At 72.8% G+C, this 12,605-nt stretch carries 11 protein-coding genes and 1 pseudogene; 9 read left to right on the top strand and 3 right to left on the bottom strand.

What is annotated here, in order from left to right; translation table 11 throughout:
- Together HCU62_RS03405 and chrA are read right to left on the bottom strand one after the other, a co-directional pair.
- Positions 1-558 (bottom strand): annotated as a pseudogene (locus HCU62_RS03405) (hypothetical protein); the annotation flags it as partial.
- A 118-nt stretch (positions 559-676) separates the two neighbouring features.
- Positions 677-1,861, bottom strand: a complete 1,185-nt coding sequence (gene chrA / locus HCU62_RS03395; protein WP_163298399.1) for a chromate efflux transporter — start codon at positions 1,859-1,861, stop codon at positions 677-679.
- A gap of 97 nt (positions 1,862-1,958) precedes the next feature.
- On the opposite strand from chrA, the gene HCU62_RS03390 reads away from it, so the two are divergent.
- From HCU62_RS03390 to HCU62_RS03380, 3 genes are all read left to right on the top strand, one after another.
- Positions 1,959-3,164, top strand: a complete 1,206-nt coding sequence (locus HCU62_RS03390; protein WP_163298402.1) for a methionine adenosyltransferase — start codon at positions 1,959-1,961, stop codon at positions 3,162-3,164.
- Positions 3,165-3,181: 17 nt separating this feature from the next.
- On the top strand, positions 3,182-5,011 hold the full coding sequence (locus tag HCU62_RS03385; RefSeq protein WP_309474786.1) for a M3 family oligoendopeptidase: 1,830 nt from the start codon (positions 3,182-3,184) through the stop codon (positions 5,009-5,011).
- A gap of 184 nt (positions 5,012-5,195) precedes the next feature.
- A complete protein-coding gene (locus HCU62_RS03380; protein ID WP_163298398.1) occupies positions 5,196-6,290 on the top strand; it encodes a cytochrome c3 family protein in 1,095 nt (364 codons plus the stop codon).
- Positions 6,291-6,302: 12 nt separating this feature from the next.
- Here the strand turns inward: HCU62_RS03380 and HCU62_RS03375 are convergent, their stop codons facing one another.
- Positions 6,303-7,700, bottom strand: coding sequence for a sigma-54 interaction domain-containing protein (locus tag HCU62_RS03375; RefSeq protein ID WP_163298397.1), 1,398 nt, complete (start codon positions 7,698-7,700; stop codon positions 6,303-6,305).
- A gap of 220 nt (positions 7,701-7,920) precedes the next feature.
- On the opposite strand from HCU62_RS03375, the gene HCU62_RS03370 reads away from it, so the two are divergent.
- From HCU62_RS03370 to HCU62_RS03345, 6 genes are all read left to right on the top strand, one after another.
- Positions 7,921-8,175, top strand: coding sequence for a sulfurtransferase TusA family protein (locus HCU62_RS03370; protein ID WP_163298396.1), 255 nt, complete (start codon positions 7,921-7,923; stop codon positions 8,173-8,175).
- Positions 8,172-8,426, top strand: coding sequence for a sulfurtransferase TusA family protein (locus HCU62_RS03365; protein WP_163298395.1), 255 nt, complete (start codon positions 8,172-8,174; stop codon positions 8,424-8,426). Before HCU62_RS03370 ends, HCU62_RS03365 begins: the two co-directional genes overlap by 4 nt.
- A 10-nt stretch (positions 8,427-8,436) precedes the next feature.
- On the top strand, positions 8,437-8,856 hold the full coding sequence (locus tag HCU62_RS03360) for a hydrogenase iron-sulfur subunit (RefSeq protein WP_163298394.1): 420 nt from the start codon (positions 8,437-8,439) through the stop codon (positions 8,854-8,856).
- 22 nt (positions 8,857-8,878) lie between these two features.
- On the top strand, positions 8,879-10,180 hold the full coding sequence (locus HCU62_RS03355; RefSeq protein WP_163298393.1) for an FAD-dependent oxidoreductase: 1,302 nt from the start codon (positions 8,879-8,881) through the stop codon (positions 10,178-10,180).
- 22 nt (positions 10,181-10,202) lie between these two features.
- Positions 10,203-12,101 carry a CoB--CoM heterodisulfide reductase iron-sulfur subunit A family protein gene (locus tag HCU62_RS03350; RefSeq protein WP_163298392.1) on the top strand — a complete coding sequence of 633 codons (1,899 nt, stop codon included), beginning with the start codon at positions 10,203-10,205 and terminating at the stop codon, positions 12,099-12,101.
- Positions 12,102-12,310: 209 nt separating this feature from the next.
- Positions 12,311-12,601: an ATP-binding protein gene (locus HCU62_RS03345; RefSeq protein ID WP_163298391.1), complete on the top strand. Its 291-nt coding sequence runs from the start codon at positions 12,311-12,313 to the stop codon at positions 12,599-12,601.
- Positions 12,602-12,605 lie beyond the last annotated feature (4 nt).

The raw sequence follows: 12,605 nt of genomic DNA, 5'->3' as shown, positions 1-12,605 counted from the left end.
AAAGAAGAACACCCGACGGCCCGAAACCTCCTTCCACACCCGACGCCCGAAGGGATCGTAGCCGTAGCGGGCGACCTCCGTCCCGTTCCCGGACATCACCCGGGAAAGCCGACCGGCCGGACCGTAGGCGAAGCGGAGCTCACGACCCGCCGACACCCGGCGCACCGTCCGCCCCGAGGCGTCGTAGGAAAGGCGCAAAAGGGGCGTCTCCAGCAGCCGGTCGTCCGCGTCGTAGACCCAGGCCCCGGCCACGTCCGCAGCCGTCAGCCGGTTGCCCGAGCGGTCGTACGTGTAGGCCTCGCCCGGAAGGACCGGGCCCGTCGCGGAGGAAAGCCGCGCGTTCGGGTCGTAGGTGTAGGCATGGGGGCCCCGCTCCGTCTCGCGGGCCGTCACCAGCCCCGCCGGAGTCCGGCCGTAGGCCTCGCGGAGAAGGAGGTTCCCGCCGGGGTCCCGCACCTCGATGGCCCGGGGCCGGCCCAAGGCATCGTAGGCGAGCTCCCGCGTGGTGCCGCCGGGGTAGACCAGCCCCTCGGGAAGCCCCGCCGCGTAGCCCGTCACCGTGATGCGCCCCGCGCCCGGAAGCTCGATCCCCGAAAGCCGCCCCGCCGCGTCGTAGGCGTAGGAGACCTCCTCCCCGCCCGGGCCGGTGACGGCGGCCGGCCGCCCGTCCGGCCTCCTAGGGCAGCAGCACGGCGGAGGCGCCCGCCGCCGCCACCACCCAGAGCACGTTCACCCCGCGCCGCAGGGCGGCGAAGGCCCCCACCCCGATGAGGACCGCGGCGGGCCGCCAGGGCACCACCAGGCCGAAGCGGAAGGCCACGGCGGCCAGCAGCCCCACGAAGGTGACCAGGACTCCCCGGACCCCCCGCCGGAAGGGGGCCGAGCCCCGGAAGCGGTCGAAGGTGGGAGCGCCGACCAGCACCGCCAGGAAGGAGGGGCCGAAGATCCCCACGGTGGCCGCCGCCGCCCCGGCGACGCCCGCCACCTGGTGCCCAACGAAGGTGGCCGTCACCACGATGGGCCCGGGGGTCACCTGGCCCAGGGCCATCCCGTCCAGGAAGGCCCCGGCGTCGAGCCACCGCCGGGCCTCCACCACCTCGTGGAAGAGGAGGGGCGCGGCGGCGTACCCCCCGCCGAAGGCGAAGAGATCCACCCGGGCCATCACGGCGAAGAGGGCAAAGAGATCGGGCCGGAGCCGGAAGAGGGCGGCGCCGAAGGCCGCGAGCACCCCGGCGGCGGCCGCCGCGGGCCCCAGGGCCCGCCACCCCGCCGGGGGCGGCCCCGGCACCGGGGCGGCGCCCGTGACCTCCCGGTAGAGGACGAGGCCCGCCCCGGCGGCCAGCGCCACGGCGAGGACGGGGCTCCCGCCCGCGGCGAGGAAAAGGGCGGCCGCCGCCGCCAGCCCGGCGTCCCGGGCATCCCGGACGAAGCGGCGGCCGAAGTCCACGGCGGCGTTGGCCACCAGGGCGAGCACCACCACCTTGAGCCCGCCGAAGAGGGCCGCGGCGGCCGTGATCTCCCGCGTCCGGAGGTAGAGCTCGGAGAGCCCGGTCATGAGGCAGACCGCCGGCAGGCCGAAGCCCGCGTAGGCGGCCAGCGCCCCCCGGGCGCCCCCGGCGCGGAGCCCCGCGTAGGCCGCCGCCTGCATGGCCGTGGCCCCGGGGATGGACTGGCAGAGGGCGATCCCCTCCTCGAAGACCGCCGGCGCCACCCACCGCCGCCGGGTGACCGCGAGATCCCGGATGTAGGCCACCATGGCCGGTCCCCCGAAGGCGACGAGGCCCAGGCGCAGGAAGGCCAGGAAGATCTCGGCCGGGGTGGGCCGGCCGGCGGGACCGCCGCGCGCGTCGATTCGCTGCATGGAACCGGTGGACACCGGGACGATTTTGGGGTTACATGCGGGCCGGGCGCCGCCCCCCCCGGCCGGGCGCCCGGACTACCCGGACGAGGACGTCCCCATGCGCAACCTCCAGATATCGCTCCTGCCCAGCCCGCCCGTGGGCACCTTACCCGTGGAGATCGTGGAACGGAAGGGGCTCGGCCACCCCGACACCATCTGCGACGCCCTGGCGGAACGCCTGAGCACCGCCCTCTGCCGCCTGTACCGGGAAGAGTTCGGCGTGGTGCTGCACCACAACGTGGACAAGGGCCTCCTCTTCGCCGGCCGCTCGCGGCCCGCCTTCGGCGGCGGCGAGGTGGACGAACCCATGGAGATCACGCTGGCCGGACGGGCCGTCACCGAGTACAAGGGGAAGAAGCTCCCGGTGGAAGAGCTGGCCGTGGAAGAGGCCCGGGCCTGGTTCCGCGAGCACTTCCACGCCCTGGACCCCGACCGCCACCTCCGGGTGCAGTGCCGGATCCGCCCTGGCTCCCGGGAACTGGTGGAACTCTTCCTGCGCGAGGCCCGGACGGGCGTCGCCCTGGCCAACGACACCTCGTGCGGGGTGGGTTACGCGCCCCTGGACGACCTCGAGACCGTGGTCCTCCAGGTGGAACGCTACCTGAACAGCCCGGACTTCAAGGCGAAACACCCGGCCGCCGGCGAAGACGTCAAGGTGATGGGCGTCCGCCGGGGCGACCGGATCTCCCTCACCGTGGCCTGCGCCTTCGTGGACCGGTTCGTGGAGAACGCCGGCGACTACCTCCAGCAGAAGGAGGAGCTCCAGGCCCTGGTCCAGGTCTACGCGGAGTCGCTCACCGCCCACGCCGTGTCCGTGGAGGTCAACACGGCGGACCACCCCGGCGAAGGCGACCTCTACCTCACGGTGACGGGCACCTCCGGCGAGGCCGGCGACGACGGCCAGGTGGGCCGCGGCAACCGGGCCAACGGCCTCATCACCCCGAACCGGCCCATGGTCATGGAGGCCGCCGCCGGCAAGAACCCCCTCACCCACGTGGGCAAGATCTACAACGTGGCGGCCGGCCGCGTGGCCCGGCGCCTGGTGAAGGAGATCCCGGAGGTCCGAGAGGCCTACTGCTTCATGGTGAGCCGCATCGGCCGCCCGGTGGACGAACCCCAGGTCATGGAGGTGAAGCTCCGGCTGCCGGAGATCGGCCTCCTCGCCGAGGTCATGCCCCGGGCCCGGGAGGTGGTGGAGGGCGAGCTGGCGGGCGCCTGGTCGCTCTGGGAGGCACAGGCGGCGGGGCGGATCGCGGTCTACTGAGCGGCGGGCGGGACGCGATGAACGAGATGAACGAGAAGAGCCCCCCGCCCACCGGTGCCGAGGAGGTGGTCTGGGACCTCTCCCACCTCTACGCCGGCCCCGATGACCCCCGCCTCGCCGCGGACCGCGAGGCCTGCCTCGCCGAGGCCCGGGAGCTGGCGGCCCGCCACGCCGGGCGCGTCAAGGACCTCGACGCCGGGCAACTCCGCGACCTGGTCCGGCGCCTCGAGCGCCTGGCGGAACGGGTGGGCCGCATCACGGCCTACGCCGGGCTCGACTTCGCCACCCGGGTCAACGACCCGGCGGCGGGCGCCTTCCAGCAGGCGGCCCGCGAGTTCGCCAGCGCCGTGGAGAAGGAGGTCCTCTTCTTCGACCTGGAGTGGGCCAAGGCCCCGGCGAAAACGGCGGAGCGCCTCCTCGCCGACCCGCGGCTCGCCCGCTACCGGCACTACCTGGCCGCGGCCCGGCGGTTCCGCCCGCACCTCCTGTCGAAGACCCGGGAGGCCCTCCTCCTGGACCTCGCCCCGGTGGGCCGGCCGAGCTGGACCACCCTCTTCGAGAAGGTGCTCGCCGCCCAGCGGTTCGGGGACCCGCCGCGGACCCTGGAGGAGGTCCTCACCGACCTCTACCACCCGGACCGGGACACCCGCGCCGCCGCCGCCCGCGCCGTGACGGCGGGCCTCCGGTCCCAGGCCCACGTCCTCGCCCACGTCTTCAACACGGTGCTCGCGGACAAGATGATCCAGGACCGCCTCCGCCGCTATCCCTCCTGGATCAGCTCCATGAACCTCGCCAACGAGCTGGACGATCCCACGGTGGAGGCGCTGGTGACCGCCGTCACCGGCCGCTACGACATCGTCCGGCGCTACTACCGCCTGAAGCGGCGGCTCCTGGGCCTCGACGAACTCTTCGACTACGACCGGTACGCCCCGCTGCCCCGCCTCCCGCAGCGGCGGATCCCCTGGGCGGAATGCCGCGAGACCGTCCTCGGGGCCTTCGGCCGCTTCTCCCCGGCCATGGCCGAGACGGCCCGGCGCTTCTTCGACGAGGGCTGGATCCACGCGCCGGTCCGGCCGGGGAAGGCCGGAGGCGCCTTCGCCCACCCCACCGTCCCCGAGGTGCACCCCTACGTGCTGGTCAACTATACCGGTACGGCCCGCGACGTCGAGACCGTGGCCCACGAGCTCGGCCACGGCGTCCACCAGGTGCTCGCCGCCGAGGGCGGCTACTTCAACAGCCAGACCCCGCTCCCCCTGGCGGAGACGGCCTCGGTCTTCGGGGAGATGCTGGTCTTCCAGGATCTCCTCGGCCGGTTCACCGACCCGGCGGAACGCCTCGGCCTCTTGGGCGCCAAGATCGAGTCCGTCTTCGCCACGGTCTTCCGCCAGGTGGCCATGAACCGGTTCGAGGACCGGATCCACACCCACCGCCGGGGGCGGGGCGAGCTGGCGCCGGAGGACTTCGCCGCGCACTGGCTCGAGACCCAGCAGGCCATGTTCGGCGACAGCGTCACCCTCACCGACGGCTACGGGGCCTGGTGGTCCTACGTGGGGCACTTCCTCCACGCGCCGGGCTACGTCTACGCCTACGCCTTCGGGGAGCTCCTGGTGCTCTCCCTCTACGCCCTGTACCGGAAGGGGCTGCCCCGCTTCGAGGAACGCTACCTGGCGCTCCTGGCCGCCGGCGGGAGCGACACCCCCTACGCCCTGCTCCGCCCCTTCGGCATCGACCTCCGGAACCCGGACTTCTGGCGGGAAGGGCTCTCCTGCATCGAGGGGCTGGTGGCCGACCTCGAGGCCCTGGCCGGCGAGGCGGCACCCGGGCCGGGGGCACGGGCGGGGTCATAGGCCGCGGCCGCCGACGGGGGCGCAGGCCGCCGGGACAGGCAAACACGGGGCCCCCGCCGGCCTCCGCACACCTTGAGACACGCGCCAGCCGAGGAATTGGGCCTAAAAACGCACTTAGTGGCGGCAATGTACCGGTTATACTGTTTTTTCTTGCCTTTCAGCGAAAAAACGGCATAATTGTGCCATGAAGTGGATCCACGGGGCCGGGTGCCTCCTGGCGGCCCTGGCGCTCGCCGCCTCCGCCGCCGGCCGCGTCCAGGGCCCCTGCGCCGACTGCCACACCATGCACGAGAGCCAGGACGGTGGCCCCGTGGCCGCCGGGGGGCCGCACCCGGCCCTCACCCGGAACGACTGCGTGGGCTGCCACTCCAACGCCGGCTCGGCCACCATCGTCCAGCTCGGCGGCGGAGAGCGGGTCCCCATCGTGAACAACGCCGCGGAGCCCGCCTACCCCCCCGACGGCTCCCCCTCGTCCGTCCTCGCCGGGGGGAACTTCCACTGGGTGGCCGCCGGCGACGACACCAAGGGCCACAACGTGCGGGGGATCTCGGCGGCGGACCAGTTCCTCTCCGAGGCCCCCGGGCGGCTCCTGGGCTACTGCGGCGACACCAGCTGCCACGTGAGCCTCACCCTGCCCGACCCCTCCCCGGAGGAGCCCAACGGCTGCCAGGGCTGCCACCAGACCACCCGGCACCACGGCACCGACCCGCCCGGCGAGCCGGTCCCCGCCGAGGGCGGCTGGTACCGGTTCCTGAGCAACCCGGTGGGGCACGCGGGCTTCGGCGGGCGGGGCGTCCTCGGCATCGAGGATCCCGACTGGGAGCAGGCCCCCACCCCGGCGGCGCACAACATCTACTACGGCGGCGACGGGAGCGACACCGAGTACCCGCAGTCCATCAGCAAGTTCTGCGCGGGCTGCCACTACCACTTCCACTCCCCGGGGTTCCCCACGGAGTGGTGGGGCACCGACAACGGCGGCGGCGACAGCCCCTGGCTGCGCCACCCCACCAACTACGCCATCCCCCTGGACGGGGAGTTCGCCCCCCTCTTCGACAACGCCACGGCCTACAACCCCCTGGTGCCGGTGGCGAAACCCAACCTGGCCGCCTTCGACGCGGCCCGCATCGAGCCCGGCGACCAGGTGGCCTGCGTCTCGTGCCACCGGGCCCACGGCTCCCCCTACCCGGACATGCTCCGGTGGGACTACCAGGGCTGCGCGGCGGACGTCCCCAACCCCGACTGCGGCTGCTTCTTCTGCCACACCCAGAAGGACGGCTGACCGCCGGGCCGCCTAGAGATCCGCGTCGCTGACCCCGTAGCGCTTCATGCGGTTCCAGACGGTGACCCGGGAGACCCCGAGCAGCCGGGCCGCCCGCGTGCGGCTCCCGCCCGCCCGGCGAAGGGCCTCCACGAGCTCCCGGCGTTCCAGTGCCCTGCGGTCGGCGGGGCCGGCGGCGGCCGCGCCCCGGCCCCGCCCCCAGCGGACGATGTCGGGCGGGAAGTCCTCCGGCTGGAGGAAGGGCCCCCGGGCGGTGACGGCGGCGTACTCGAAGGCGCTCTTGAGTTCCCGGACGTTGCCGGGCCAGGGATAGCGCATGAGGAGCTCCATGGCCGCGCCGCCGATCCCCTCCAGCCGCCCGTCGCTCTTGAGCTGGATCCGGCGGAAGAAGGTCTCGGCCAGGAGCGGGATGTCGCCCGGCCGTTCCCGGAGGGGCGGCACGTGGACGGGGATGACGTTGATACGGTAGTAGAGGTCTTCGCGGAACTCCCCCCGCCGGACCATGGCGGCGAGATCCCGGTGGGTGGCGGAGATGATCCGCACGTCCACGTGGATGGGACGGTTGTCGCCCACGCGCTCGATCACCTTCTCTTCCAGGACCCGCAGCAGCTTCACCTGGGTGGAGGGCGGCAGGTCCCCGATCTCGTCGAGGAAGATGTCGCCCCCGGCCGCCGCCTCGAACCGCCCCTTCCGGGTCTGCCAGGCCCCGGTGAAGGCCCCCTTGACGTGGCCGAAGAGCTCGCTCTCGAGGAGGGCCTCGTTGAGGGCCGCGCAGTTGACCTTGACGTAGGGCCGCCGGCGCCGGGGGCCGAGCTCGTGGATCCCGCGGGCCACCAGCTCCTTTCCGGTGCCGCTCTCGCCCAGGATGAGCACCGGCGCCTCGGACCGGGCGGCGTTGGTCATCATGTCGAAGACCCGTTGCATGGGGGCCGAGGCGCCGACGATGCCGTGGAAGGCCTCCTGGGACCGCAGCTGCCGCCGGAAGGCCTCGATCCGGCTCTCCTTCTCGATGAGCTCCGTGATGTCCGTCATGGTCTCCACGGCGCCGAGGACCTCGCCCCGGGCATCCCGGAGGATGGAGGCGTTCTTGAGCACGTGGAGATAGGTGCCGTCGCGGCGCATGAGGACGCAGCGCTGGCGCGAGAGTTCCCCCCGCCGGAAGAGGAGGCACCAGTGGCAGCCGCACGGGTCCCGCTCCCGCACCACCTCGCAGGAGTTGCAGTTGAGCGTGGTGCAGGGACGGCCGACGATCTCCCCGGCCCCGTAGCCGGTGAGGGCCTCGAAGGCCTTGTTCACCGAGACGATGGTGCCGCGGGTGTCCACGATCATCACCCCCTCCTGGATGGTGTCCACCACCGTCTTCCAGTAGCGCTCGAGTTCAACGGCCGTGGCGCGGGCGTCGGCGGGCATGGCGGCCTCCTCGTCCCCCGCGGGGCCCCGGCCCCGTCAAGGTAACGTTAAATTTAACCGCGATCTCTTTAACATCTTAACGATCCACCGGCAACCCCACGCCCCCGGCGCTTGCCCCCGCGTACACAATTAATTGAAAACACTTAAAGTTCTTGGCGGCCCCGGGCCCGCCTCCGCCCGGCACGCCCCTTGCTCCCTTCCAGGGCCGAAAGGTGCAGCCGTGACGGCACGAACCCGCAAACTGGACCTCCGGGGCCTCGTGGGCCCGCTCCTTCTCCTCAAGGTGAGCCGCGCCTTCCGGGATTTGCCGGTGGGCGGCGTCCTCGACGTGAAGTGGGAGACGATGGAACCGGCGGAGGTGCTCCAGCGGGTGCTGCCGGGCGGGGCGTACCGGCTGCTCGGTACCGGCCCCCGCCGGCTGCGCGTCGAAAAGACCCGCGACAACGACCAGGAACAGGAAGGAGGCATCGCATGAGCACCGCAGATCTCGCCGGCATCCAGGCCGCCGCCAACGTGGACGCCAGGGGCAGCGCCTGCCCCGGCCCCCTGCTCGAGGCCAAGAAGGGCATCGGGAAGGTGAAGGTCGGGGAGGTCCTGGAGATCCTCTCCAGCGACGAGGGGACCCGGACCGACATCCCCGCGTGGGCCGGCAAGGTGGGCCACGAGTACCTCGGCTACGTCGAGGCCGACGGCTACGACAAGCACTACGTCCGCCGGAAGAAGTAGGGCCCGTGCCATGTCGGGCGCACCCGGCGGGGGCAAGATCCTGATCCTGGCCACGGACAGTTGCGCCTACCCCGGCGCGAACTCCGTGGGCCAGGCCCATTCCCCCTACCCGGCCAACACCTACATCCTCCGGGTCCGGTCCCCGGCCCTCTTCCCGGAGCGGTTCTACCTGGACTGCTTTCGAAAGGGCATCGGCGGCATCCTCATCATGTCGTGCGGCGAGGAATGCCCCTACGAAGGGGCCTACAAGGCCCTGGCCCGGCGCGTGGACGCGGCCTACCAGCTCATGAAGGCCCACGGGCTCGACATCCGGCGGCTGCGGCTGACGGCCATCTGCACCGTCTGCAACCGGGCCTTCCTGAAGGAGGTCAACGACATGAACGCCCTGCTCGAGGAGATCGGTCCCCCGGAATTCCGGGACGCGGCCTGAGCCCCGCCCGGGAGGCGACGCCATGGAGACGACGCGGGAGGCGACCTACGACGCGGTGGTGGTGGGAGGCGGAATCGCCGGCCTCCAGGCGGCCCTCGACCTCGCCGACCAGGACTTCCGGGTGGCGGTGGTGGAGCGGGACGCCTCCATCGGCGGCAAGATGATCCGGCTCTCCAAGGTCTTCCCCACCCTGGACTGCGCCAGCTGCATCACCACCCCCAAGATGGCGGCGGCCGCGCATCACCCCAACATCACCCTCTACACCTACTGCCGCCTGGACGCCCTCCGGCGCGAGGGGACGGGCCTCACCGCGGAGATCACCCGGCTGCCCCGCTACGTGGACCCCGAAAAGTGCATCGGGTGCCGCAAGTGCGAGTACGCCTGCCCCGTCTTCGTCCCGGACGAGGAGCAGGGGGGCTTCTCGCTCCGGAAGGCCATCTATATCCCCTTCTCCAACGCCATCCCCCAGGTGGCCCTCATGGACGTGGAGCACTGCATGCTCTGCGGCACGTGCGCCAAGGTCTGCCCCACGGGCGCGGTGGACTACTTCCAGCAGCCGGAACGCCTGGTGCTCCGGGCCGGGGCCGCGGTGCTGGCCACCGGGTTCCGGCTCACCCCCGCGGACCAGAAGGCGGAGTACGGGGGCGGCCGCCTCCACAACGTCGTCACCTCGCTCCAGATGGAGCGGCTGCTCGCCCCGCACGGCCCCTACCAGCGGGTACTCCGGCCCTCGGACGGGAAGGAACCGGGCGCCGTGGCCTACGTCCAGTGCGCCGGCTCCAGGGACCACAGCCTGGGCGTCCCCTACTGCTCCAGGGTCTGCTGCATGTACGCCATCAAGCAGGCCATGCTCCTTTCGGGCGCCCTGCCCCTGGCCGACATCACCCTCTACTACATGGACATCCGGGCCTTCGGGAAGGGCTACGAGCAGTTCTACCAGAACGCCAAGGCCATGGGGATCGAGTTCGTGAAGGCCAAGGTGGCCCGGCTCGAGCAGGCGGACGGCCAGGACGTCCGGGTCCACTACGAGGACATGGAGGGCGAGGGCGGCTCGGTCGTCCGGGAGCACGACCTGGTGGTCCTCTCCCTCGGGATGGTGCCGGACTGGAACCCCGCCGGCGTCTGCCCGGTCCCCACCGACTCGGACGCCTTCCTCAAGGCCGCCGCCCCCAAGCTCGCCCCCGCCCGCACCGAGATGGAGGGCGTCTTCATGGCCGGGGCGGCGGCGGGCCCGAAGGACATCGTGGACAGCATCGCCGAGGCCGGGGCGGCGGCCCTCGAGGCGGCCGCCCACCTCCGGCGCCTCGGCAAGAGGGCCGCCTGAGACCGGCCCGGGAGTGGTGGCCATGCCCGAACAGCCCGGAAAGCAAGCGGAAAGCCAAGGACGGATCGGCGTCTACATCTGCCACTGCGGGGGCAACATCTCGGACCACGTGGACGTCAAGCGGGTGGCCGAGGAGGTGGCCGCCCTCCCCGGCGTGGCCGTGGCGCGGACCAACATGTTCATGTGCTCGGACCCGGGTCAGGCGCTCATCCAGGAGGATATCCGGCAGGGACGCATCGACCGCGTGGTGGTGGCCTCCTGCGCCCCGAGCCTCCACGAGCTCACCTTCCGGGGCGCCATCCGCCGCGCGGGGCTCAATCCCTACCTCTACGAACACGCCAACATCCGGGAACAGGTGAGCTGGGTCCACCACGGCGAGCCCGCCACCCGCAAGGCCGCCGTCCTCATCGCCGCCGCGGCGGCCAAGGCGCGCCGCCTCGCGCCCCTGGAACCCATCCGGGTGGAGGCCCGCCGCGCCGCCCTGGTCATCGGCGGCGGCGTGGCCGGGCTCCGGGCGGCCCGGGATCTGGCGCGCTCCGGCCTCCGGGTGGACCTCGTGGAGCGGTCCCCCTTCCTCGGCGGCCAGGCGGCGCGGCTCGACCGCCTGGCCCCCACCGGGGAATCGGCGGCCGCCCTGGTGCAGCGGCTGGCCGGGGAGGTCCTGGAAGACCCCGCCATCACCGTCCACTCCTGCGCCGAGGTCACGGGGGTGGAGGGCTACGTGGGGAACTTCCGGGCCACGGTGACGCGGCGCCCCCCGGAACCCGGCCGGAACGGGGACCGCTTCCCGGCCGCCGGGACGAAGCCGGGGGCCTTCGTCCCCTTCGCCGGGGTGCTGGCCGCCCCGCCGCCGGCCGAGGCGGCCGAGACCGTGGTGGAGGCCGGCGTCATCGTGCTCGCCACGGGCTTCCGGCCCTACGTCCCCCGGGAGGGCGAATTCGGCTACGGGCGCCACCCGGGCGTCATCACCCTCCCCGAGCTCATCCGCTTCATGGCCGAGCACCCGCAGCCGGACGGGGTGCTCCGGGTGGGCGGGCGCGAAATCCGCCGGGCCGCCCTCATCCACTGCGTGGGGAGCCGCCAGATCCCGGGCATCCACGAACCGGACGCCGACGGCAACCTGAACGAGCACTGCTCCCGCACCTGCTGCAGCGCCGCCCTCCAGGCCGCCTGCCTCATCCGGGAGCGGTATCCCGCGACCCGGGTCCTCGAGTACTACCGCGACATCCGGACCTACGGCCGAGGCCAGGAGGCCCTCTACGAGCGGGCCGGCCGGGACGGCGTGGTCTTCTTCCGCTACGAGGCCGACGCCCCGCCCGAGGTGACCCCCGCGGGCGGCGACCCGCCGCTCCGGGTGCGGGTGCGCGACACCCTGACCTTCGGCGAGGAGGTGGAGGCCGAGGTGGACCTCGTGGTCCTGGCGGTGGGCATGGTGCCCGGGGACATCGGCGGCCTGGTGGAGCTGCTGAAGCTGCCCGTGGGCGCCGACCGCTTCCTCCAGGAGGTGCACCCCAAGCTCCGCCCCGTGGAGGTGGCCGCCACGGGGATCCTCCTGGCCGGCACCTGCCAGGCCCCCATGGACGTCTCGGAGACCTGCGCCGCGGCCCAGGCGGCCTCGGTGAAGGCGGCCGCCCTCCTCCACCGGGGCTACGTGGAACTCGACCCCTTCGTGGCGGCGGTGGACCCCGCCCGCTGCACGGGAAGCGGGGCCTGCGTCGAGGCCTGCCCCGTGGAGGGGGCCGTGACGCTCGAGGAGGTAGAAGAGGCAGACGGCCGGACGGTGCGACGGGCCGTGGTCAACCCCGCCCTCTGCACGGGCTGCGGGGTGTGCGTGGCGGCCTGCCCCTCCCGCGCCATCGACGTCTGCGGCTGGACCCTGGAACAGTACGAGGCCATGGTGGACGCCATCGCCGCCGCCTGAGCCCCGCGAGGGCGCCGCGGAAATCCCGCCCGCCGGGCCGTCCACCTGGAGGACTCTTACGAGGCCATCATGGATTCGAAACGGAAAGACGCCCTCTCGTTGGTACCATCCCGGAGCGGCGGGGCTCCCTCAGATGGCGCCCGGACGATGCAATGGAAGGCACCCCCATCCTCCATGCCGACGCCTGACGCGTGACGAGGTCATCACCCATGAGCACCGAAAGAAACGACACCAAGGAGGCCCTCGCCCGCCTGAGGGAGGAACGCGCGGCCTTCATCGACCGGGCCCGCGCGGCCGCCCGGGAGCAGAACCGCGCGGTCAAGGCCATCCTCGACGCCCTCGGGGAGGGCGGGCGGACCGTGCCCGAGATCGCCCGGCGGACCGAGCTCCCCACCTGGGAGGTCCTGCGCTACGTGGCGGGCCTCAGGAAATACGGCCGGATCGTGGAAGGGCCCAAGGACGGCGACTACTTCACCTACGAGGCGGTCCGCCGGGGCTAGGCCC

Source organism: Dissulfurirhabdus thermomarina (assembly GCF_012979235.1).
In the GTDB taxonomy this organism is placed as follows: domain Bacteria; phylum Desulfobacterota; class Dissulfuribacteria; order Dissulfuribacterales; family Dissulfurirhabdaceae; genus Dissulfurirhabdus; species Dissulfurirhabdus thermomarina.
This window is presented reverse-complemented; position numbering and strand designations above follow the sequence as displayed.

What these genes read in the sequence shown, in the direction of transcription:
- HCU62_RS03375 (WP_163298397.1), bottom strand. Translation starts at nt 7,700, where the DNA reads ATGCCCGCCGACGCCCGCGCCACGGCCGTTGAACTCGAGCGCTACTGG.
- HCU62_RS03350 (WP_163298392.1), top strand. Translation starts at nt 10,203, where the DNA reads ATGCCCGAACAGCCCGGAAAGCAAGCGGAAAGCCAAGGACGGATCGGC.
- chrA (WP_163298399.1), bottom strand. Translation starts at nt 1,861, where the DNA reads ATGCAGCGAATCGACGCGCGCGGCGGTCCCGCCGGCCGGCCCACCCCG.
- HCU62_RS03355 (WP_163298393.1), top strand. Translation starts at nt 8,879, where the DNA reads ATGGAGACGACGCGGGAGGCGACCTACGACGCGGTGGTGGTGGGAGGC.
- HCU62_RS03365 (WP_163298395.1), top strand. Translation starts at nt 8,172, where the DNA reads ATGAGCACCGCAGATCTCGCCGGCATCCAGGCCGCCGCCAACGTGGAC.
- HCU62_RS03390 (WP_163298402.1), top strand. Translation starts at nt 1,959, where the DNA reads ATGCGCAACCTCCAGATATCGCTCCTGCCCAGCCCGCCCGTGGGCACC.
- HCU62_RS03380 (WP_163298398.1), top strand. Translation starts at nt 5,196, where the DNA reads ATGAAGTGGATCCACGGGGCCGGGTGCCTCCTGGCGGCCCTGGCGCTC.
- HCU62_RS03345 (WP_163298391.1), top strand. Translation starts at nt 12,311, where the DNA reads ATGAGCACCGAAAGAAACGACACCAAGGAGGCCCTCGCCCGCCTGAGG.
- HCU62_RS03385 (WP_309474786.1), top strand. Translation starts at nt 3,182, where the DNA reads ATGAACGAGATGAACGAGAAGAGCCCCCCGCCCACCGGTGCCGAGGAG.
- HCU62_RS03360 (WP_163298394.1), top strand. Translation starts at nt 8,437, where the DNA reads ATGTCGGGCGCACCCGGCGGGGGCAAGATCCTGATCCTGGCCACGGAC.